The sequence below is a fragment of the Candidatus Blastococcus massiliensis AP3 genome, assembly GCF_000582785.1.
GTDB lineage: Bacteria > Actinomycetota > Actinomycetes > Mycobacteriales > Geodermatophilaceae > Blastococcus > Blastococcus massiliensis.
The window spans coordinates 522,312-541,560 of sequence record NZ_HG931174.1 but is presented as its reverse complement, the minus strand read 5'-3'; the positions used below and the strand labels follow the sequence as shown (position 1 = coordinate 541,560).

34 protein-coding genes are annotated in these 19,249 nt (G+C 69.9%); 33 read left to right on the top strand and 1 reads right to left on the bottom strand.

The annotated features are described in order from the left end of the window. Window positions 1-89 precede the first annotated feature (89 nt). From rpsJ to truA, 33 genes are all read left to right on the top strand, one after another. Window positions 90-395, top strand: coding sequence for a 30S ribosomal protein S10 (gene rpsJ, locus BN344_RS11080; protein WP_014377994.1), 306 nt, complete (start codon window positions 90-92; stop codon window positions 393-395). 15 nt (window positions 396-410) lie between these two features. Continuing rightward, entirely contained in the window at window positions 411-1,076 is a 666-nt protein-coding gene (gene rplC, locus BN344_RS11075; protein ID WP_040338551.1) for a 50S ribosomal protein L3, read from the top strand. Next, window positions 1,073-2,017 (top strand): 50S ribosomal protein L4, encoded by a 945-nt coding sequence (gene rplD / locus BN344_RS11070; RefSeq protein ID WP_081788553.1) that lies wholly within the window; start codon window positions 1,073-1,075, stop codon window positions 2,015-2,017. Before rplC ends, rplD begins: the two co-directional genes overlap by 4 nt. Further along, a complete protein-coding gene (rplW, locus tag BN344_RS11065; protein WP_040338550.1) occupies window positions 2,014-2,316 on the top strand; it encodes a 50S ribosomal protein L23 in 303 nt (100 codons plus the stop codon). Before rplD ends, rplW begins: the two co-directional genes overlap by 4 nt. A 48-nt stretch (window positions 2,317-2,364) precedes the next feature. Beyond that, window positions 2,365-3,198 (top strand): 50S ribosomal protein L2, encoded by an 834-nt coding sequence (gene rplB / locus BN344_RS11060; RefSeq protein WP_040338549.1) that lies wholly within the window; start codon window positions 2,365-2,367, stop codon window positions 3,196-3,198. 23 nt (window positions 3,199-3,221) lie between these two features. Continuing rightward, window positions 3,222-3,503: a 30S ribosomal protein S19 gene (rpsS, locus tag BN344_RS11055; protein ID WP_029340037.1), complete on the top strand. Its 282-nt coding sequence runs from the start codon at window positions 3,222-3,224 to the stop codon at window positions 3,501-3,503. A 20-nt stretch (window positions 3,504-3,523) separates the two neighbouring features. Then, complete coding sequence (gene rplV, locus BN344_RS11050; protein ID WP_040338548.1) at window positions 3,524-3,991, top strand: 50S ribosomal protein L22; 468 nt, start codon at window positions 3,524-3,526, stop codon at window positions 3,989-3,991. Beyond that, complete coding sequence (gene rpsC / locus BN344_RS11045; protein ID WP_040338547.1) at window positions 3,991-4,920, top strand: 30S ribosomal protein S3; 930 nt, start codon at window positions 3,991-3,993, stop codon at window positions 4,918-4,920. Before rplV ends, rpsC begins: the two co-directional genes overlap by 1 nt. Before the next feature lie 3 nt (window positions 4,921-4,923). Then, window positions 4,924-5,340, top strand: a complete 417-nt coding sequence (gene rplP / locus BN344_RS11040; protein WP_040338546.1) for a 50S ribosomal protein L16 — start codon at window positions 4,924-4,926, stop codon at window positions 5,338-5,340. Beyond that, complete coding sequence (gene rpmC / locus BN344_RS11035) at window positions 5,340-5,573, top strand: 50S ribosomal protein L29 (RefSeq protein ID WP_040338545.1); 234 nt, start codon at window positions 5,340-5,342, stop codon at window positions 5,571-5,573. The genes rplP and rpmC overlap by 1 nt, the downstream gene beginning before the upstream one ends. Next, window positions 5,570-5,860 carry a 30S ribosomal protein S17 gene (gene rpsQ / locus BN344_RS11030; protein ID WP_040338544.1) on the top strand — a complete coding sequence of 97 codons (291 nt, stop codon included), beginning with the start codon at window positions 5,570-5,572 and terminating at the stop codon, window positions 5,858-5,860. Before rpmC ends, rpsQ begins: the two co-directional genes overlap by 4 nt. Window positions 5,861-6,080: 220 nt before the next feature. Beyond that, the gene (gene rplN, locus BN344_RS11025) at window positions 6,081-6,449 is read left to right on the top strand and encodes a 50S ribosomal protein L14 (RefSeq protein WP_040338543.1); all 369 of its coding nucleotides are present in this window, start codon (window positions 6,081-6,083) and stop codon (window positions 6,447-6,449) included. A 2-nt stretch (window positions 6,450-6,451) separates the two neighbouring features. Next, window positions 6,452-6,799 carry a 50S ribosomal protein L24 gene (gene rplX / locus BN344_RS11020; RefSeq protein WP_462475929.1) on the top strand — a complete coding sequence of 116 codons (348 nt, stop codon included), beginning with the start codon at window positions 6,452-6,454 and terminating at the stop codon, window positions 6,797-6,799. A 2-nt stretch (window positions 6,800-6,801) separates the two neighbouring features. Continuing rightward, the gene (rplE, locus tag BN344_RS11015) at window positions 6,802-7,386 is read left to right on the top strand and encodes a 50S ribosomal protein L5 (protein WP_040338542.1); all 585 of its coding nucleotides are present in this window, start codon (window positions 6,802-6,804) and stop codon (window positions 7,384-7,386) included. A gap of 19 nt (window positions 7,387-7,405) precedes the next feature. Continuing rightward, window positions 7,406-7,591 (top strand): type Z 30S ribosomal protein S14, encoded by a 186-nt coding sequence (locus BN344_RS11010; protein WP_040338541.1) that lies wholly within the window; start codon window positions 7,406-7,408, stop codon window positions 7,589-7,591. Between the two features lie 119 nt (window positions 7,592-7,710). After that, entirely contained in the window at window positions 7,711-8,115 is a 405-nt protein-coding gene (gene rpsH / locus BN344_RS11005) for a 30S ribosomal protein S8 (protein WP_462475928.1), read from the top strand. Between the two features lie 12 nt (window positions 8,116-8,127). Continuing rightward, window positions 8,128-8,667 (top strand): 50S ribosomal protein L6, encoded by a 540-nt coding sequence (gene rplF / locus BN344_RS11000; protein WP_040338539.1) that lies wholly within the window; start codon window positions 8,128-8,130, stop codon window positions 8,665-8,667. Continuing rightward, window positions 8,667-9,074 (top strand): 50S ribosomal protein L18, encoded by a 408-nt coding sequence (gene rplR, locus BN344_RS10995; RefSeq protein WP_081788551.1) that lies wholly within the window; start codon window positions 8,667-8,669, stop codon window positions 9,072-9,074. The genes rplF and rplR overlap by 1 nt, the downstream gene beginning before the upstream one ends. 31 nt (window positions 9,075-9,105) lie before the next feature. Beyond that, window positions 9,106-9,729 carry a 30S ribosomal protein S5 gene (rpsE, locus tag BN344_RS10990; protein ID WP_040338538.1) on the top strand — a complete coding sequence of 208 codons (624 nt, stop codon included), beginning with the start codon at window positions 9,106-9,108 and terminating at the stop codon, window positions 9,727-9,729. Between the two features lies 1 nt (window position 9,730). After that, window positions 9,731-9,910: a 50S ribosomal protein L30 gene (gene rpmD, locus BN344_RS10985; protein ID WP_040338537.1), complete on the top strand. Its 180-nt coding sequence runs from the start codon at window positions 9,731-9,733 to the stop codon at window positions 9,908-9,910. Between the two features lie 13 nt (window positions 9,911-9,923). Further along, window positions 9,924-10,367: a 50S ribosomal protein L15 gene (gene rplO, locus BN344_RS10980; protein WP_040338536.1), complete on the top strand. Its 444-nt coding sequence runs from the start codon at window positions 9,924-9,926 to the stop codon at window positions 10,365-10,367. Window positions 10,368-10,475: 108 nt separating this feature from the next. Then, entirely contained in the window at window positions 10,476-11,786 is a 1,311-nt protein-coding gene (gene secY, locus BN344_RS10975; protein WP_040338535.1) for a preprotein translocase subunit SecY, read from the top strand. Continuing rightward, window positions 11,786-12,400, top strand: a complete 615-nt coding sequence (locus BN344_RS10970; RefSeq protein ID WP_040338534.1) for an adenylate kinase — start codon at window positions 11,786-11,788, stop codon at window positions 12,398-12,400. Before secY ends, BN344_RS10970 begins: the two co-directional genes overlap by 1 nt. A gap of 94 nt (window positions 12,401-12,494) precedes the next feature. Beyond that, window positions 12,495-13,298, top strand: coding sequence for a type I methionyl aminopeptidase (gene map / locus BN344_RS10965; protein WP_040338533.1), 804 nt, complete (start codon window positions 12,495-12,497; stop codon window positions 13,296-13,298). Between the two features lie 291 nt (window positions 13,299-13,589). Further along, window positions 13,590-13,811 carry a translation initiation factor IF-1 gene (infA, locus tag BN344_RS10960; protein ID WP_028929190.1) on the top strand — a complete coding sequence of 74 codons (222 nt, stop codon included), beginning with the start codon at window positions 13,590-13,592 and terminating at the stop codon, window positions 13,809-13,811. A gap of 72 nt (window positions 13,812-13,883) precedes the next feature. Beyond that, on the top strand, window positions 13,884-13,997 hold the full coding sequence (gene rpmJ / locus BN344_RS10955) for a 50S ribosomal protein L36 (protein ID WP_012950458.1): 114 nt from the start codon (window positions 13,884-13,886) through the stop codon (window positions 13,995-13,997). Window positions 13,998-14,011: 14 nt separating this feature from the next. Beyond that, entirely contained in the window at window positions 14,012-14,386 is a 375-nt protein-coding gene (rpsM, locus tag BN344_RS10950; RefSeq protein ID WP_040338532.1) for a 30S ribosomal protein S13, read from the top strand. Between the two features lie 98 nt (window positions 14,387-14,484). Next, window positions 14,485-14,892, top strand: a complete 408-nt coding sequence (gene rpsK / locus BN344_RS10945) for a 30S ribosomal protein S11 (RefSeq protein ID WP_040338531.1) — start codon at window positions 14,485-14,487, stop codon at window positions 14,890-14,892. Between the two features lie 35 nt (window positions 14,893-14,927). Continuing rightward, a complete protein-coding gene (rpsD, locus tag BN344_RS10940; protein ID WP_040338530.1) occupies window positions 14,928-15,554 on the top strand; it encodes a 30S ribosomal protein S4 in 627 nt (208 codons plus the stop codon). A 99-nt stretch (window positions 15,555-15,653) separates the two neighbouring features. After that, window positions 15,654-16,730, top strand: a complete 1,077-nt coding sequence (locus BN344_RS10935) for a DNA-directed RNA polymerase subunit alpha (protein WP_040338529.1) — start codon at window positions 15,654-15,656, stop codon at window positions 16,728-16,730. Window positions 16,731-16,855: 125 nt separating this feature from the next. Beyond that, entirely contained in the window at window positions 16,856-17,470 is a 615-nt protein-coding gene (gene rplQ / locus BN344_RS21265; RefSeq protein WP_040338528.1) for a 50S ribosomal protein L17, read from the top strand. Next, complete coding sequence (locus tag BN344_RS10925) at window positions 17,467-17,727, top strand: hypothetical protein (protein WP_051515799.1); 261 nt, start codon at window positions 17,467-17,469, stop codon at window positions 17,725-17,727. The genes rplQ and BN344_RS10925 overlap by 4 nt, the downstream gene beginning before the upstream one ends. Window positions 17,728-17,788: 61 nt before the next feature. Further along, a complete protein-coding gene (gene truA / locus BN344_RS10920; protein WP_040338527.1) occupies window positions 17,789-18,583 on the top strand; it encodes a tRNA pseudouridine(38-40) synthase TruA in 795 nt (264 codons plus the stop codon). Here the strand turns inward: truA and BN344_RS10915 are convergent, their stop codons facing one another. Beyond that, a complete protein-coding gene (locus tag BN344_RS10915; RefSeq protein WP_040338526.1) occupies window positions 18,584-19,249 on the bottom strand; it encodes an NAD(P)-binding oxidoreductase in 666 nt (221 codons plus the stop codon).

Sequence of the window (19,249 nt, the reverse complement as noted above, 5' to 3'; positions counted from 1 at the left end):
CCGGCCAGGACCCCCGGGCAGCTGCCCGGGACCGGGTCAGCAGACCCACTCGAACTTTCACAACCGATCGGCAGGAGCAGAAGACAGCGATGGCGGGACAGAAGATCCGCATCCGGCTGAAGGCCTATGACCACGAGGCGATCGACGCCTCGGCGCGGCGCATCGTGGAGACGGTCACCAAGACCGGAGCGCGTGTGGTCGGCCCGGTGCCTCTGCCGACGGAGAAGAACGTGTACGCGGTGATCCGTTCGCCGCACAAGTACAAGGACTCGTTCGAGCACTTCGAGATGCGCACGCACAAGCGGCTCATCGACATCCTCGACCCGACGCCGAAGACGGTGGACGCGCTCATGCGCATCGACCTGCCGGCCTCGGTCGACGTCAACATTCAGTAAGGGCAGTCAGCAGACATGGCGAGCACATTTCGCGGTCTCCTCGGCGAGAAGCTGGGGATGACCCAGGTTTTCGACGAGAACAACCGCCTCGTGCCGGTGACCGTCGTCAAGGCGGGCCCGTGTGTGGTGACCCAGGTGCGCACCCCCGAGGTGGACGGCTACTCGGCCCTCCAGCTCGGGTTCGGTGAGATCGACCCGCGCAAGGTGAACCGCCCCGAGGGCGGGCACTTCACCAAGGCGGGCGTCACGCCGCGGCGGCACCTGGTCGAACTGCGCACCGAGGACGCCGGCGACTACACGGTCGGCCAGGAGCTGACCGCCGACGTGTTCGACGGCGTGGCCAAGGTCGACGTCATCGGCACCAGCAAGGGCAAGGGCACGGCCGGCGTCATGAAGCGTCACGGCTTCAAGGGCCTCGGCGCGTCGCACGGCACCCAGCGCAAGCACCGGTCGCCCGGTTCCATCGGTGGCGCGTCCACCCCGGGCCGCGTGTTCAAGGGCCTGAAGATGGCCGGCCGCATGGGCGCCGTGAAGACGACCACGCTGTCGCTGGTCGTTCACAAGGTCGACGCGGAGCGCGGGCTCATCCTGATCAAGGGTGCGGTCCCCGGTCCCAAGGGTGGCCTGCTCCTCGTCCGCTCCGCGGTCAAGGGCGGCCCCGTGGGGAGTGACAAGAAGTGAGCCAGTCGATCGACACGCGCACCGACCGCCAGGTCGACGTCCGCACCCCGGCAGGGGAGACCTCCGGCAGCGTGACGCTGCCCGGTGAGCTCTTCGACGCCAACGCGAACGTCTCCCTGATGCACCAGGTCGTCGTGGCGCAGCTCGCCGCGGCGCGCCAGGGCACGCACTCCACCAAGACCCGTGGTGAGGTGCGCGGCGGTGGCGCCAAGCCCTACCGCCAGAAGGGCACCGGCCGGGCCCGTCAGGGTTCGACCCGGGCGCCGCAGTTCGCCGGCGGTGGCACGGTCTTCGGGCCCACGCCCCGCGACTACACGAAGAAGACCCCGAAGAAGATGAAGGCCGCCGCCCTGCGCGGTGCCCTCTCCGACCGGGCCCGCGAAGGCCGCGTCCACGTGGTCTCCGCCTTCGTCGACGGCGACGCCCCGCGGACCAAGTCCGCCATGGCCACCCTGAACGCCATCACCTCGGCGAAGAAGGTCCTCGTGGTCCTGGACCACGACGACGTCCTCAACTGGGTGAGCCTGCGCAACCTGCCGCAGGTGCACCTGATCGAGGCCGGCCAGCTCAACACCTACGACGTGCTCGTCGCCGACGAGGTGGTCTTCACCGAGACCGCACTGGCCGAGTTCGTCGCCGGTCCGGCCAAGGGCAAGGGCCGGCAGCTGCCGGACCTGTCCACGGAGGGGGTCGCCGGGGGCGTCCCCTCGATCGCTCCCGCCGAGGGCGAGGGCACCGTCGAGACGGCCGCCGAGGCTCCTGCCACGAAGGCCGCCGCCACGAAGGCTGCCGCCAAGAAGGCTCCGGCCAAGAAGGCGGCGTCGGCGAAGTCGGCGGACGAGAAGCTGGCGAAGAAGGCCGCTGCGAAGAAGGCACCCGCCAAGAAGGCTCCTGCCACCGATGCAGTGGCCGCTGACGAGACCACCGAGGAGAAGGCATGAGCGTCCGCGACCCCCGGGACGTCCTGCTCGCCCCGGTCATCTCCGAGAAGAGCTACGGGCTGCTCGACGACAACCAGTACACGTTCATCGTGCTGCCCGAGGCCAACAAGACGCAGATCAAGATCGCGGTCGAGCAGATCTTCGACGTGAAGGTCACCGGCGTGAACACGATCAACCGCCAGGGCAAGCGCAAGCGCAGCCGGGGCACCCAGATGGGCAAGCGCAAGGACACCAAGCGCGCCATCGTCTCGCTCGCCCCCGGCGACCGCATCGAGATCTTCGGGGGTCCGGGCGCCTGACGGGCCCGGATCCACGGACCAGAGATATAGACAGGGACTGAGTCAGCAATGGCTATCCGTAAGTACAAGCCGACGACGCCGGGCCGCCGTGGCTCCAGCGTCGCCGACTTCGCCGAGGTCACCCGCGACCATCCCGAGAAGTCGCTGGTCCGGCCGCTGCACGGCCGCGGTGGACGCAACGTCCACGGCAAGGTCACCGCGCGACACCAGGGTGGCGGTCACAAGCGGGCCTACCGCCTGATCGACTTCCGTCGCGCCGACAAGGACGGCGTGCCGGCCAAGGTCGCGCACATCGAGTACGACCCGAACCGCACGTCGCGCATCGCGCTGCTGCACTACGCCGACGGCGAGAAGCGCTACATCATCGCGCCGGCGAAGCTGAAGCAGGGCGACACGGTGGAGTGCGGGCCGTCGGCCGACATCAAGCCCGGCAACAACCTGCCGCTGCGGAACATCCCCGTCGGCACCGTGGTTCATGCCATCGAGCTCCGTCCCGGTGGCGGTGCGAAGATCGCGCGCTCGGCGGGCACCAGCGTCCAGCTGGTCGCCCGTGAGGGCCGCTTCGCGCAGCTGCGCATGCCCTCGGGCGAGATCCGCAACGTCGACGTGCGCTGCCGCGCCACGGTCGGCGAGGTGGGCAACGCCGAGCAGTCCAACATCAACTGGGGCAAGGCCGGCCGAATGCGGTGGAAGGGCAAGCGCCCGACCGTCCGTGGTGTGGCGATGAACCCGGTCGACCACCCGCACGGTGGTGGTGAGGGCAAGACCTCCGGTGGTCGCCACCCGGTGAACCCGAAGGGCAAGCCGGAGGGCCGGACGCGCAAGCGGAAGGCCAGTGACGCCCTGATCGTGCGCCGCCGGCGCGCCAACAAGAAGCGCTGAGCGGGACAGAGGAGCCGACAGACATGCCACGCAGCCTGAAGAAGGGCCCGTTCGTCGACGACCACCTGCTCAAGAAGGTGGACGCGCAGAACGAAAAGGGCACCAAGAACGTGATCCGCACCTGGTCACGTCGCTCGACGATCATCCCGGACATGCTGGGTCACACCCTCGCGGTGCACGACGGCCGCAAGCACGTCCCGGTGTTCGTGACCGAGGCGATGGTCGGGCACAAGCTCGGCGAGTTCGCCCCCACGCGCACGTTCCGTGGGCACATCAAGGACGACCGCCGCTCGCGGCGGGGCTGACCAGGTAGAGAGAGATTCAGATGACTTCCCAGTTGGGACAGGAGGCGCCGGTCGCCCGGGCTACGGCCCGGTTCGTCCGCGTGACCCCCATGAAGGCCCGGCGGGTGGTGGACATGGTCCGCTACCTGCCCACCGACGAGGCACTGGCCCTGCTGCGCTACGCGCCGCAGAGCGCCAGCGAGCCGGTGGCCAAGGTCGTCGCCAGCGCGGTGGCCAACGCCGAGCACAACCTGCAGCTCGACCCGGCTGCGCTGGTCATCAGCGCCGCCTACGTCGACGAGGGTCCGACGCTCAAGCGGATCCGTCCGCGTGCGCAGGGCCGGGCGTTCCGCATCAACAAGCGGACCAGCCACATCACCATCGAGGTGAGCGAGGTGGCCACCAGCGCCGACCTCGCGCAGAAGTCGCGGAAGGCCCGCCGGGAGACCGGCATGGTCGGCCCCGCGGCCCAGCAGTCCACCAGCAACACGAGGGGAGGGACCCGCTAGTGGGTCAGAAGGTCAACCCGCACGGGTTCCGACTCGGGATCACCACCGACTACAAGTCCCGGTGGTACGCGGACAAGCTGTACAAGGACTACGTCAAGGAAGACGTCGCGATCCGCAAGCTCATGTCCAAGGGCATGGAGCGGGCCGGCATCTCCAAGGTCGAGATCGAGCGCACCCGTGATCGGGTCCGCGTCGACATCCACACCGCCCGGCCGGGCATCGTCATCGGCCGTCGCGGCGCGGAGGCCGACCGCATCCGTGGCGAGCTCGAGAAGCTCACCGGCAAGCAGGTGCAGCTGAACATCCTCGAGGTCAAGAACCCGGAGTCGGACGCGCAGCTGGTCGCCCAGGGCGTCGCCGAGCAGCTCTCCAGCCGGGTCAGCTTCCGTCGTGCCATGCGCAAGGCCATGCAGTCGGCGCAGCGCAGCCCGCAGGTCAAGGGCATCCGGGTGCAGTGCTCGGGCCGCCTCGGCGGCACCGAGATGAGCCGCTCGGAGTTCTACCGCGAGGGTCGCGTCCCGCTGCACACGTTGCGCGCGAACATCGACTACGGCATCTACGAGGCCCGCACCACCTTCGGCCGCATCGGCGTCAAGGTGTGGATCTACAAGGGTGACGTCAGCGGTTCGCGCGCCGAGCGTGCGGCCCTCGAGGCCCTGGCCGAGCGTCAGGGCCAGCGTCGCGAGCGCCCGCAGCGCCCGCGTCGTTCGGGCTCCTCGGGCACCACCGCTGGTGGCACCGAGGCCGGCCGCGCCGCCGCCGAGGGCACCGGGCGGCCGGCCGACGCCGCCGCCGACACCACCGAGGCCGTGGTCGCGCAGACGTCCGGCGAGGTCGCTCCCGAGCAGACCCTCGCCGAGGCTGCCGGCCCCGAGGCCACCGCTGCGGCCGAGAGCACGGCCGCCGAGAACCCCACGACGGAGGGCTGAGACGTGCTGATCCCCCGGCGCGTGAAGCACCGCAAGCAGCACCACCCGAGCCGGTCCGGCCGGGCCAAGGGTGGCACCGAGATCAACTTCGGCGAGTACGCCATCCAGGCGCTCGAGCCGGCGTACGTCACCAACCGGCAGATCGAGTCCGCTCGTATCGCCATGACCCGCCACATCAAGCGTGGCGGCAAGGTGTGGATTTCGATCTACCCGGACCGTCCGCTCACCAAGAAGCCCGCCGAGACCCGCATGGGTTCCGGCAAGGGTTCCCCGGAGTGGTGGGTCGCCAACGTCAAGCCGGGCCGGGTGCTCTTCGAGCTCTCCGGTGTGGCCGAGCCCGTGGCCCGCGAGGCCATGCGGCGCGCGATCCACAAGCTGCCGATGAAGTGCCGCTTCATCACGCGTGAAGGAGAAGTGTGATGGCCGCCGGTCTGACCGCTCCCGAGCTGCGCGAGCTCTCTGCTGACGAGCTCGCCACGCGGCTGCGCGAGTCCAAGGAAGAACTGTTCAACCTGCGGTTCCAGGTGGCCACCGGCCAGCTGGACAACAACCGGCGACTGCAGACCGTCCGCCGCGACATCGCCCGGATCTACACGATCATGCGCGAGCGCGAGCTGGGTCTCTCGGTCGCCCCGAACGAGGGTGTGGCATGAGCGAGACCCAGCAGTCGTCCGGGCCCGGCCTCGCCGGCCGCGGCTACCGCAAGGTCCGTGAGGGCCTCGTGGTCAGCGACAAGATGGAGAAGACCGTCGTCGTCGAGGTGGAGGACCGCGTCAAGCACGCCCTCTACGGCAAGGTCATCCGCCGCACGAACAAGCTCAAGGTCCACGACGAGCAGGGTGTCGCCGGCATCGGCGACCGCGTGCAGATCATGGAGACCCGTCCGATGTCGGCCACCAAGCGGTGGCGGCTCGTGCAGGTCGTGGAGAAGGCGAAGTAACGAAGGCCTCGTCCAGGCCCCGGGCCTCCGGGGCCGACGGTCGACCGGGTACGCTGGTCGACTGGCACGCACCGCACCTGTCACCAGGAGCTGCGTGCACATCCCGGTCTCGCGCTTCGGACGCACCGGCGGCTCTCCGCCGGTGCGTCCGCACGCGGGTTCCGGACAGCCGGTTCACCGTTCCGGCCCGGCTGTCACCACAAGTATTTGGGAGTAGGACGTGATCCAGCAGGAGTCGCGACTGCGTGTCGCCGACAACACCGGTGCGAAGGAGATCCTCTGCATCCGGGTTCTCGGCGGCTCGGGGCGACGCTACGCGGGCATCGGCGACATCATCGTCGCCACCGTGAAGGACGCGCTGCCGGGCGCCGGCGTGAAGAAGGGTGACGTCGTCAAGGCCGTCATCGTCCGCACGGTGAAGGAGCGCCGTCGTCCCGACGGTTCCTACATCCGCTTCGACGAGAACGCCGCGGTCATCATCCGCGACACCGGCGACCCGCGCGGTACCCGCATCTTCGGGCCGGTCGGCCGGGAGCTGCGTGACAAGCGCTTCATGCGAATCATCTCGCTCGCCCCGGAGGTGCTGTGATCATGGCTGCCGTCAGCAACGGCAAGACGCCGTCGATGAAGGTCAAGAAGGGCGACACCGTCCTGGTGCTCGCCGGCAAGGACAAGGGCGCCAAGGGCCGGGTCATCGCTGCCTACCCGAAGCTGCAGAAGGTCCTCGTCGAGGGCGTGGGTCGGATCAAGAAGCACACCCGCATCAGCTCGAACCAGCGCGGCGCCCAGCAGGGCGGGATCGTCACGCAGGAGGCTCCCATCCACGTGAGCAACGTGATGGTGATCGACTCCGACGAGAAGCCGACCCGGGTCGGTTACCGCAAGGACGAGGAAGGCCGCAGCATCCGGGTCTCGCGGCGCACCGGTAAGGACCTCTGACCATGAGCGCACCCACCCGTGAGCTGCCCCGCATGCTCGCCAACTACCGCGAGAACATCGTGCCGGCGCTGCAGGGCGAGTTCGGCTACGAGAACGTCATGCAGATCCCGCGGTTGACCAAGATCGTCGTCAACATGGGCGTCGGCGAGGCCACCCGCGACGCGAAGCTGATGGACGGCGCGGTCCGCGACCTCACCGCCATCACCGGTCAGAAGCCGGCCGTCGTCCGGGCCCGCAAGTCCATCGCGCAGTTCAAGCTGCGCGAGGGCATGCCGATCGGCGCGAAGGTCACCCTCCGCGGCGACCGCATGTGGGAGTTCCTCGACCGGCTGCTGTCGCTGGCCCTGCCCCGCATCCGCGACTTCCGCGGCCTGAACCCGAAGCAGTTCGACGGCCACGGCAACTACACGTTCGGGCTGACCGAGCAGTCGATGTTCCGCGAGATCGACGTAGACAAGATCGACCGCCCCCGCGGCATGGACATCACGCTGGTGACCACCGCCACCACCGACGAGGAGGGTCGCGAGCTGCTCCGCCAGCTCGGATTCCCCTTCGCCGGCCAGCCCGTCGTCACGACCGTCCGCTGAGCCGGGCAGGAGAGAAGCAATGGCCAAGAAGGCGCTGATCAACAAGGCGGCCCGCAAGCCCAAGTTCGCGGTCCGCGGTTACACCCGCTGCCAGCGGTGCGGTCGTCCGCACGCCGTCTTCCGCAAGTTCGGCCTGTGCCGGATCTGCCTGCGGGAGATGGCCCACGCCGGGGAGCTCCCCGGCGTGAAGAAGTCCAGCTGGTAGCAGGACCCCGTTCCACCCCTCACCGATGCACCACTGATCGCCGAGAGGCCCACGCCCCAAGTCCGGAATGACCCGGGGCATGAGGAACCGCGGCGAGAGAGGCACCACACGCCATGACGATGACCGACCCGATCGCAGACATGCTCACGCGTCTGCGGAACGCCAACCAGGCGTACCACGACGCAGCGGTCATGCCGTCCTCGAAGCTCAAGACGCACATCGCCGAGATCCTCCAGCAGGAGGGCTACATCGCCGGTTGGAACGTCAGCGAGATCGAGAAGGACGGCAGCACCTTCAAGCAGCTGCAGATCGACCTGAAGTACGGCCCCAACCGTGAGCGCAGCATCGCCGGCGTCCGGCGGGTCTCGAAGCCCGGTCTGCGGGTCTACGCGAAGTCCACCGCACTGCCCAAGGTGCTCGGCGGTCTCGGCGTGGCGATCATCTCGACCTCGACCGGGCTGCTCACCGACAAGCAGGCGAACAAGAAGGGCGTGGGTGGGGAAGTCCTCGCCTACGTCTGGTAAGGGGCGAGCGAGATGTCACGGATCGGACGACTGCCGATTCCCGTGCCGGGTGGCGTGGACATCGCCATCGACGGCCAGACGGTGAACGTGAAGGGCCCCAAGGGCGCCCTGGCGCACACGGTCGCGACGCCGATCACGGTCGAGCGCAGTGAGGACGGCACGCTGCTCGTGCAGCGGCCCAACGACGAACGGCAGAACCGCGCCCTCCACGGGCTGTCGCGGACGCTGATCGCCAACATGATCACCGGCGTCACCGAGGGGTACACGAAGACCCTCGAGATCGTCGGCGTCGGTTACCGCGTCCAGGCGCGCGGCTCGGACCTCGAGTTCGCCCTGGGCTTCAGCCACCCGGTGCCCGTCAAGGCACCGGAGGGCATCACCTTCGCCGTCGAGTCGCCGACCCGCCTGCGGGTCAGCGGAATCGACAAGCAGCTCGTCGGTGAGGTCGCAGCCAAGATCCGCAAGATCCGCAAGCCCGACCCCTACAAGGGCAAGGGCGTGCGGTATCAGGGCGAGGTCGTCAAGCGCAAGGTCGGGAAGACGGGTAAGTGATGGCTCAGGCAGAGAAGGCCGCTCGGGTCCACAAGCCCGTCGGAACCGACATCAGCACGGCGCGCCGCGTCTCGCGGCTGCGTCGCCACAACCGGCTGCGCAAGCGGGTCTCGGGTACCGCCGAGCGTCCGCGCCTGGTGGTCAAGCGCAGCTCGCGCCACATCCACGTGCAGGTCGTCGACGACACCGTCGGCCGCACCGTGGTGAGCGCCTCCACGATGGACGCCGGCCTGCGTGGCGCCGAGGGCGACAAGTCCGCCCTGGCCCGTCAGGTGGGCGCCCTGGTGGCGGAGCGGGCGAAGGCCGCCGGCATCTCGGCGGTCGTCTTCGACCGCGGTGGCAACCGGTACGCCGGGCGCATCGCCGCCCTGGCCGACGGTGCCCGCGAGGGCGGGCTGGACTTCTGATGTACGACAAGCTGATCGAGAGGGACGTCTGATGCCAGGACCACAGCGACGCGGCGGCGGCGCCGGTGGCGCCGGCGGCGGTAACGACCGCCGCGACCGTCGTGACGGCGGTCGGGGCCCCGGGGGCGCGCCCGCCGAGAAGAGCAACTACATCGAGCGCGTGGTCGCCATCAACCGCGTGTCCAAGGTCGTCAAGGGTGGTCGTCGCTTCAGCTTCACCGCCCTGGTGATCGTGGGCGACGGCGACGGCACCGTGGGCGTCGGCTACGGCAAGGCCAAGGAGGTGCCCGCGGCCATCGCCAAGGGTGTCGAGGAGGCCAAGAAGCACTTCTACAAGGTGCCTCGCATCGCCAGCACCATCCCGCACCCGGTGCAGGGTGAGGCGGCGGCCGGCGTCGTGCTGCTCAAGCCCGCCAGCCCCGGTACCGGTGTCATCGCCGGTGGTCCGGTGCGTGCCGTGCTCGAGTGCGCCGGCATCCACGACGTGCTCTCCAAGAGCCTCGGGTCCTCGAACCCGATCAACATCGTGCACGCCACGATGCAGGCGCTGAAGGACCTCGTCCGTCCCGAGGAGATCGCGGCCCGCCGCGGTCTGCCGCTGGAGGACGTCGCCCCCGCCGCCATGCTCCGTGCTCGTGCCGGCCAGGGAGTCTGAGATGGCGCAGCTGAAGGTCACCCAGATCAAGTCGGCCATCGGCACGAAGCCCAACCAGCGTGAGACGCTGCGTTCGCTGGGCCTCAAGCGGATCCACGACTCGGTCGTCCAGGAGGACCGTCCCGAGATCCGCGGGATGGTCGCCACGGTGCCGCACCTGGTCACCGTCGAAGAAGTCTGAGGAAAGACTCGCTATGACTCTGAAGGTTCACCACCTGCGTCCGGCCCCGGGCGCCCACACCGCGAAGACCCGCGTGGGTCGCGGTGAGGGCTCCAAGGGCAAGACCGCCGGTCGCGGCACCAAGGGCACCGGCGCGCGTGGCAACACCTCCGCCCGGTTCGAGGGTGGGCAGACCCCGCTGCACATGCGGCTGCCCAAGCTCTCGGGCTTCAAGCCCCCGAACAAGGTCGTCTTCCAGGTCGTCAACCTCGACCGGATCGCGGCGCTGTTCCCGCAGGGCGGCTCGGTCGACCCGGAGACCCTGGCCGACGCCGGTGCGGTCCGCCGCAACCAGCCGGTCAAGGTGCTCGGCACCGGCGAGCTCGGCGGCGTGAACGTCACCGTCCGGGCGCACGCCTTCTCGGCCTCCGCTGCCGAGAAGATCGCCGCCGCCGGCGGCAGCACGTCCGTCATCTAGTACGAAGGACCCCTCTGCCCCGCCCTCCTGCAGGGTTCCGCCGCGAGCCTGCGAGCGGTGTGGGGCAGGGGGGTCTTTACACTCACTCGACCGATCAGGGGAGGGCACGTGCTGCAGGCGTTCGCTGCGGCGTTCCGGACGCCAGACCTCCGGCGCAAGCTGTTGTTCTCCCTGGGGATCATCGCCGTCTACCGGCTGGGCGCCCAGGTGCCCGGGCCCGGCGTCTCCGTCGAGGCCATCAACAGGTGTCTCGACGCGGCCCAGTCCGGTGCCCAGCGCGACATCTACTCGCTGGTCAACCTGTTCTCCGGCGGCGCACTGCTGCGCCTGTCGGTGTTCGCGCTCGGGATCATGCCGTACATCACGGCGAGCATCATCGTCCAGCTGCTGGTCGTGGTCATCCCGCGCTTCGAGCAGCTGAAGAAGGAAGGGCAGTCGGGTCAGGCCAAGCTGACCCAGTACACCCGTTACCTGACGATCGCCCTCGCGGTCCTGCAGAGCACCGGCATCATCGCCCTCGCCCGCAGCGGCCAGCTGTTCCCGGGCTGCTCCGAGCCGATCATCCCGTCCGACTCCGTCTGGACGACGATCATGCTGGTCGTCGCGCTGACCGCCGGCACCGCGCTGGTCATGTGGCTCGGCGAGCTGCTCACCGAGCGCGGCATCGGCAACGGCATGTCGGTGCTGATCTTCACCTCGATCGCCGCCCGCATCCCCGCCGAGGGTGGCTCGATCCTGCAGACCCGCGGCGCCCTGGTCTTCACCGTCGTCTGCGCCTTCGCGGTGCTGATCATCGGCACGGTGGTCTACGTCGAGCAGGCCCAGCGCCGCATCCCGGTGCAGTACGCCAAGCGCATGGTCGGCCGGCGCATGTACGGCGGCACCTCGACCTACCTGCCGCTGAAGGTGAACCAGGCCGGTGTCATCCCGGTCATCTTCGCGTCGTCGCTGCTCTACCTGCCGCAGCTGATCGTGCAGCTGCAGGGCAACGAGACCGGCGGGCTCCGGCAGTTCTTCGAGAACCACATCATCGACCAGAGCAGCCCGGTGCACATCGCGGTCTTCTTCGGGCTGATCGTGTTCTTCACGTACTTCTACGTGTCGATCACGTTCAATCCCGAGGAGCGGGCCGACGACATGAAGCGCTACGGCGGCTTCATCCCGGGCATCCGCCCGGGCCGGCCGACGGCGGAGTATCTGCAGTACGTACTGTCGCGGATCACCCTGCCGGGCTCGATCTACCTGGGCGTGGTCGCCGTGCTGCCGAACTTCTTCCTGGCGGTCACGCAGCCCGGGCAGAACCAGAACTTCCCGTTCGGCGGGGTCGCGGTGCTCATCATGGTCGGAGTGGGGTTGGAGACGGTGAAGCAGATCGAGACGCAGCTCAATCAGCGCAACTACGAAGGGTTCCTGAAGTAGTGCGCGTCGTCCTGCTGGGGCCGCCCGGAGCGGGCAAGGGCACCCAGGCGCAGATCATCGCCGAGCGGCTCCTCGTCCCCGCGATCTCCACGGGCGACATCTTCCGGGCCAACGTGAGCGGTCAGACCGAGCTCGGGCAGAAGGCCAAGGTCTTCATGGACGCCGGTGACCTCGTTCCCGACGAGATCACGGTGGCCATGGTCAAGGACCGGCTCGCCGAGCCCGACGCCAAGGCGGGCTTCCTGCTCGACGGCTTCCCCCGGACCATCTCGCAGGCCGAGCAGCTGCGTGAGTCCCTGACCGAACTGGGCCAGGGGCTCGACCGGGTGCTCGAGCTCGTCGTCGAGGAGGAGGAGCTCGTCCGCCGTCTCTCCGGCCGGCGGATGCTCGTCGAGGGCCAGGAGGTCCAGCGCGACGACGACAAGCCCGAGACCGTCCGGCACCGGCTGAAGGTCTACCGGGAACAGACCGCGCCGCTGTCCGGCTTCTACGAGACGGCGGGCCTGCTCGCCCGCATCGACGCGATCGGCTCGGTCGAGGAGGTCACGTCCCGCGCTCTCGAGGCGCTCGGCGTCGATGCCTCCGGGGACCCCGTCCGGTCGGACGCGGACTGAACACCGGGGCGCGAGCCCGGACGGAGAAGTGGCGCGGCAGATGACGGCAGGGATCCTCAGCCGTCTCCCGCTGCTCGCGAAGTGGAGTGGACGCATGATCCAGATCAAGACGCCGCAGGAGATCGAGCTCATGCGGGCCTCGGGGCTGGTGACCGCGGGCGCGCATGCCGCGATGAGGGCTGCGCTCAGGCCGGGGATCACCACCGGCGAGCTCGATGCCATCGCCGAGGACCACATCCGCTCGCAGGGCGCGGTGCCCAACTTCCTCGGCTACCACGGCTTCACCGGAACGATCTGCACCTCGATCAACGACGAGGTCGTCCACGGCATACCGAATCCGGACCGCGTGCTCGCCGAGGGGGACAACGTCTCCATCGACTGCGGCGCCATCCTGGAGGGGTGGCACAGCGACGCCGCGGTCACGTTGACGGTGGGGGAGCCCTCGCCCGAGGACGCGGCCCTGCTCGACGTCACGGAGCGCTCGATGTGGGCGGGCCTGGCCCGCGCCCTGGCCGGTGGCCGGCTCACCGACATCAGCCACGCGGTCGAGGAGTCCATCCGGGCCAGCGGTCACCCGTACGGGATCGTCGACCACTACGGCGGCCACGGCATCGGCACGGAGATGCACCAGGACCCGCACGTCCTCAACTACGGCCGTCCGGGTCGGGGACCGAAGCTGGTCCCGGGCCTGGTGCTGGCCATCGAGCCCATGGTCACCGTGGGCGACCCCGCGACCGTCGAGCTCGAGGACGGCTGGACGGTGGTCACCAAGGACGGTTCCCGGGCCGCGCACTTCGAGCACACCGTGGCGATCACCCCGGAGGGTCCGTGGGTGCTCACGGCGGAGGACGGCGGCGTCGCCGGCCTGGCGCCGTTCGGGGTCACGCCCCGCACCTGAGCAAGGACCCCGTCGCCCTCCGGCACTCGCTGCCCTCGCACCGGACCCCTGCGACGGGGCCGGGGGTGTTCCACCCCTCATGGGGGCGGGTTGGTGACCAGAGTGGTGCCGGGGTACGATTTCCCGTGGCGCTAGCGCCGTTCCTTCGTCGTGCTGTGGCCGCGTGACGGGGAACGCCCTCTGCGAGAGCGCCTGCACCACCTGTTCTTCAACCACCGCGCACGTCGTCCCGGGTCGAACCGTGGGCGCGGGCCGGATCAGTACCACCGAGTCAAGGAGTGCGTGTAGGGCATGGCGAAGAAGGACGGGGCCATCGAGGTCGAGGGTCGCGTCGTCGAGCCGCTGCCCAATGCGATGTTCCGGGTCGAACTGGAGAACGGGCACCGGGTGCTCGCCCACATCAGCGGCAAGATGCGGCAGCACTACATCCGCATCCTGCCCGAGGACCGCGTGGTCGTGGAGCTCTCGCCCTACGACCTGACACGCGGCCGCATCGTCTACCGCTACAAGTAACCGCTCGGCCAGCGACTGCCCACCGGCAGAGACGCGGTCGGCACACGATCTGAGGAATGAGGGGCGGCACCGGTGAAGGTCCAGCCGTCGGTGAAGAAGATCTGCGACAAGTGCAAGGTGATCCGCCGGCACGGCCGGGTCATGGTCATCTGCGACAACGCCCGGCACAAGCAGCGCCAGGGCTGAGGGAGTACCTGAACATGGCACGACTGGCCGGCGTCGACCTCCCCCGCGAGAAGCGGATGGAGGTCGCGCTCACCTACATCTACGGGATCGGCAAGACCCACGCCAAGGAGACCCTGGCGGCGACGGGCGTGAGCCCGGACCTGCGCGTCAAGGACCTGGGCGACGAGGACCTGCTCAAGCTGCGCAACTACATCGACGAGCACTTCCGCGTCGAGGGTGACCTGCGCCGCGAGGTGGCCGCCGACATCCGCCGCAAGGTGGAGATCGGCAGCTACCAGGGGCTGCGGCACCGCCGCGGCCTGCCGGTGCGCGGGCAGCGCACCAAGACCAACGCGCGCTCGAGCAAGGGTCCGCGCAAGACGATCGCCGGCAAGAAGAAGGCTCGCTGAGGCGAGCCACACCGGCGCCCCGTCGCTGAGTCCGTAGGGCCGGACCGGCGGAGCGCCTGCACTACCAGGCCACGAACACAGACACAGACCGGAGAGACATGCCTCCCAGGGCTCGCACCGCGGCTGGTGCCAAGAAGGTCCGCCGCAAGGAGAAGAAGAACGTCGCCCACGGCGCCGCTCACATCAAGAGCACGTTCAACAACACGATCGTGTCGATCACCGACCCGGCCGGGAACGTGATCAGCTGGGCCTCCGCCGGCCACGTCGGCTTCAAGGGCTCGCGCAAGTCCACGCCGTTCGCGGCGCAGATGGCTGCCGAGAACGCCGCGCGCAAGGCGCAGGAGCACGGCATGCGCAAGGTCGACGTCTTCGTGAAGGGCCCTGGCTCCGGCCGGGAGACCGCGATCCGCTCGCTGCAGGCCACGGGCCTCGAGGTGGGTCAGATCCAGGACGTGACGCCGCAGCCGCACAACGGCTGCCGCCCCAAGAAGCGCCGCCGGGTCTGACCGGTCACTGACGAGACGAAACAGGAGTATTTGACGTGGCCCGTTACACCGGAGCCGACTGCCGCCTCTGCCGGCGCGAGAAGATGAAGCTGTTCCTCAAGGGGAGCAAGTGCGAGTCCGCGAAGTGCCCGATCGAGATCCGGCCCTACCCGCCGGGCGAGCACGGCCGCGGCCGCACCAAGGACAGCGAGTACCTGCTCCAGCTTCGCGAGAAGCAGAAGGCGCGTCGTATCTACGGCGTGCTGGAGAAGCAGTTCCGCGGTTACTACGAAGAGGCCAACCGCAAGACCGGAAAGACCGGTGAGGTCCTGCTCCAGATCCTGGAGTCGCGGCTGGACAACGTGGTCTACCGGGCCGGCTTCGCCGAGTCCCGCGACATGGCCCGCCAGCTGGTGCGCCACGGTCACATCCGGGTGAACGGCCGCAAGGTCGACATCCCGTCGTACCGGGTGTCCGAGAACGACATCGTCGAGGTGGCCGAGAAGTCGCGCACGATGCTGCCGTTCGAGGTCGCCCAGGCCCGCGCCGGCGAGCGTCCCGTGCCGCCGTGGCTGGAGGTCATCAGCAGCCAGCTGCGCGTGCTCGTGCACAGCATCCCGGCCCGTCAGGTGATCGACACCCCGGTCCAGGAGCAGCTGATCGTGGAGCTCTACTCCAAGTAGCAGTACCGGCCCCGGTGGACGGACAGATGTCCGCCGGGGCCTGCACCACCCACCTCACGGCGTCATATGGCGGTCGCCGGAGGACCTGAAGGAGACACAATGCTCATCGCACAGCGCCCCACGCTGACCGAGGAGACGATCACCGAGCAGCGCTCGCGGTTCGTCATCGAGCCGCTCGAGCCCGGCTTCGGCTACACCCTCGGCAACTCCCTGCGTCGCACGCTCCTGTCGTCGATCCCCGGCGCTGCTGTCACCAGCATCCGGATCGAGGGCACCCTGCACGAGTTCACCACCGTGCCGGGGGTCAAGGAGGACGTCACCGAGCTGATCCTCAACCTCAAGGGCCTGGTCGTCAGCTCCGACTCCGACGAGCCGGTGACCATGTACCTGCGCAAGCAGGGCCCGGGCGAGGTGACCGCCGCGGACATCGCTCCGCCGGCCGGCGTCGAGGTGCACAACCCCGACCTGCACATCGCCACGCTCAACGGCAAGGGCCGCCTCGAGGTGGAGCTCGTCGTCGAGCGGGGCCGTGGCTACGTGCCCGCGCCGCAGAACAAGCAGCCCGGCCAGGAGATCGGCCGCATCCCCGTGGACTCGATCTACTCCCCGGTGCTGAAGGTGACCTACGCGGTCGAGGCGACCCGTGTCGAGCAGCGCACCGACTTCGACCGCCTCGTCGTCGACGTCGAGACCAAGCCCTCCCTCGCCCCGCGGGACGCCATCGCGTCGGCCGGGTCGACGCTGGTCGAGCTCTTCGGCCTGCTGCGCGAGCTGAACATCGACGCCGAGGGCATCGAGGTCGGGCCCAGCCCGGCCGAGGCCGCCGACATCGCGAACTTCTCGATGCCGATCGAGGACATGGACCTCACCGTCCGGTCCTACAACTGCCTCAAGCGCGAGGGCGTGCACACCGTCGGTGAGCTCGTCACGCGTTCCGAGGCCGACCTGCTCGACATCCGCAACTTCGGCGCGAAGTCGATCGACGAGGTCAAGATGAAGCTGGCGGCCATGGGCCTCGCCCTCAAGGACAGCCCGCCCGGGTTCATCCCCACCTCCATCGAGAGCTACGACGAGGGCTACGAGACCGACGCCTACCAGGGCACCGGCGAGTACGCCGCGGGCTACGACCAGGCGCAGTACGACGAGGGCTCCTACCAGGAGACCGAGCAGCTCTGAGGAAGGACCCCCTCGCCCCCCACCGCTCGCACGCTCGCGGCGGGGCCCTGCGAGGGGGCCTCTCCAGCACGTCACCAAGGAACGCAGCCGCCAGGCACCGGCCGGCAGCCTGAGGAAGGACCGACATGCCCACCCCCACCAAGGGTCCCCGTCTCGGCGGATCCCCCGCGCACCAGCGGCTGATGCTGGCCAACCTGGCCACGTCGCTGTTCGAGCACGGGCGGATCACCACCACCGAGGCCAAGGCCAAGCGGCTGCGTCCCCTGGCCGAGAAGCTGGTGACCTTCGCCAAGCGCGGCGACCTGCACGCCCGTCGCCAGGTGATGACGACGATCCGCGACAAGGACGTCGTGCACACCCTCTTCGCCGAGATCGGTCCGCGCTTCGCGAACCGGCCGGGCGGCTACACCCGCATCACCAAGGTCGGACCTCGCAAGGGTGACAACGCCCCCATGGCGGTCATCGAGCTGGTCGAGGCGCTGACCGTCGCCCAGCAGGCGGTCGGCGAGGCAGAGCGCGCCCGTGGCACGCAGTTCGCCGCCGGCGCCGGCTCCGCCGCGGCTGCCGGAGAGGTGACCGCCGACGCCGTCGAGACCGACGACACTGCCGCCGACTCGGTGGACAGCGCGGACTCGGCCGACAGCGCCGACAGCGCTGATTCCGCGGACAGCGCCGACAGCCCGGACGATGCCGACGACGCCACCGCGGAGGCCGACGCCGGCACGGACGGCGACAAGTGACCAGCCCGGGCGCGCAGCCGGGCGACGAGGCGCAGGAAGTCGTCGCCGACGTCTTCATCCCCGACGGTGAGCGTCAGGACGACGGCGACGTCGACCGCGAGCCGACCGCGGAGAACGGCGTCGTCGTCGAGGGCGGCAACGTCTCCCCGGAGCTCGCCGATGCCGCGGCCGCCGAGGTCAACGCCGCCGAGCAGGGCGACGCGGCCACTGCGAGCCTGCACGCCCCTGGCGGCGAGTCGGCTCCCGACCCCGAGTGACGCGTCGCTGAACACCGAGCAGCACCCGCCCGAGCCCGTCACCGACCCCGGTGGCGGGCTCGTGCGTCTCCGTCTGGCGGTCTGCTACGACGGCACGGCGCTGCACGGCTGGGCCCGTCAACCGGAGCTTCGGACCGTGCAGGGGGACCTCGAGGGGGCGCTGAGCACCATCCTGCGCACACCCGTCGAGCTCACCGTCGCCGGCCGCACCGACGCCGGCGTGCACGCCGCCGGGCAGGTCGCGCACTGCGACGTCCCCCGGGAGCTGTGGGAGGGGCAGCGCGAGCGACTGGTCCGCCGGCTGCGGGGGATCCTGCCGCCGGACATCGCGGTCCCCGCAGTCACGGAGGCGCACCCGGACTTCGACGCGCGCTTCGCCGCGCTCGGGCGGCACTACGTCTACCGCCTGACCGACGCCCCCTGGGGCCCACCGCCGCTGCGCCGGGCCGACACAGCCGCGTGGCCACGCCCGCTCGACGTCCCGGCCATGGCGGCGGCGGCCGCGCTGCTGCTCGGAGAGCACGACTTCGCGGCCTTCTGCCGACGCCGCGAAGGGGCGACGACGATCCGCACGCTGCTGGCGCTGGACGTCGCGCGGGACGCCGACCTGGTCACGGTGGAGGCCTCCGCCGACGCCTTCTGCCACTCGATGGTCCGCAGCCTGGTCGGGGCGCTGACCGCCGTGGGGGAGGGGCGGCGTCCGCCCGAGTGGCCGGCATCCCTCTTCGCGCGGGAGGAGCGGGCCAGCGAGGTGCCGGTCGCGCCGGCCGGGGGTCTGACCCTCGTGCGCGTCGACTACCCGCCCGACGACATGCTCGCCGCGCGCAGCCAGGTCACCCGCGCCCGCCGGGTGTAGTCAGGGCAGCGTGGCGACAGCCTCGGCGATGGGGGTGGGCCCGCTCACCAGCTCGGCCACCACGCCGTCGCGGCTCCCGTGGAGCAGCGTCGCCAGGACGGCGGCGACGTCGTCCCGGGGGATGCTGCCCCGGTCGACGTGCCGGGCGAGGGTGACCCGGCCGGTGCCCGGTTCGTCGGTGAGCCCCCCGGGGCGCAGCACGGTGACCGCCAGGTCCCGGCGGGCCAGCAGGTCCTCCTCCGCGGCGAGCTTGGCCCGCAGGTAGGCCGTGAAGACCTCGTCCACGCTCGCGGGAGTGGCTCCGTCGGCGACCAGGTCCACGCCCATGGAGGAGACGAGGAGGTAGGTGAGGACGCCGGCCCGCTCGGCGGCGTCCGCGAGCAGCACGGCGGCCCCGCGGTCGACGGTGTCCTTGCGGGCGGCGCCGCTGCCCGGGCCCGCGCCGGCGGCGAAGACGACCGCATCGGCGCCGGCGAGGACGTCGGCCACCTGCTCCACCGTCGCCGTCTCCAGGTCGAGGAGGGCCGGGGTCACGCCGTCGTCCTCCAGGTCGGCCCGGTGGTCCGGGTTGCGGATCAGTCCGATGACGGCGTCCCCGCGTGCGGACAGCAGGCGGCCGAGACGGCGGGCGATCTGCCCGTGTGCTCCGGCGACGACGATGCGCAT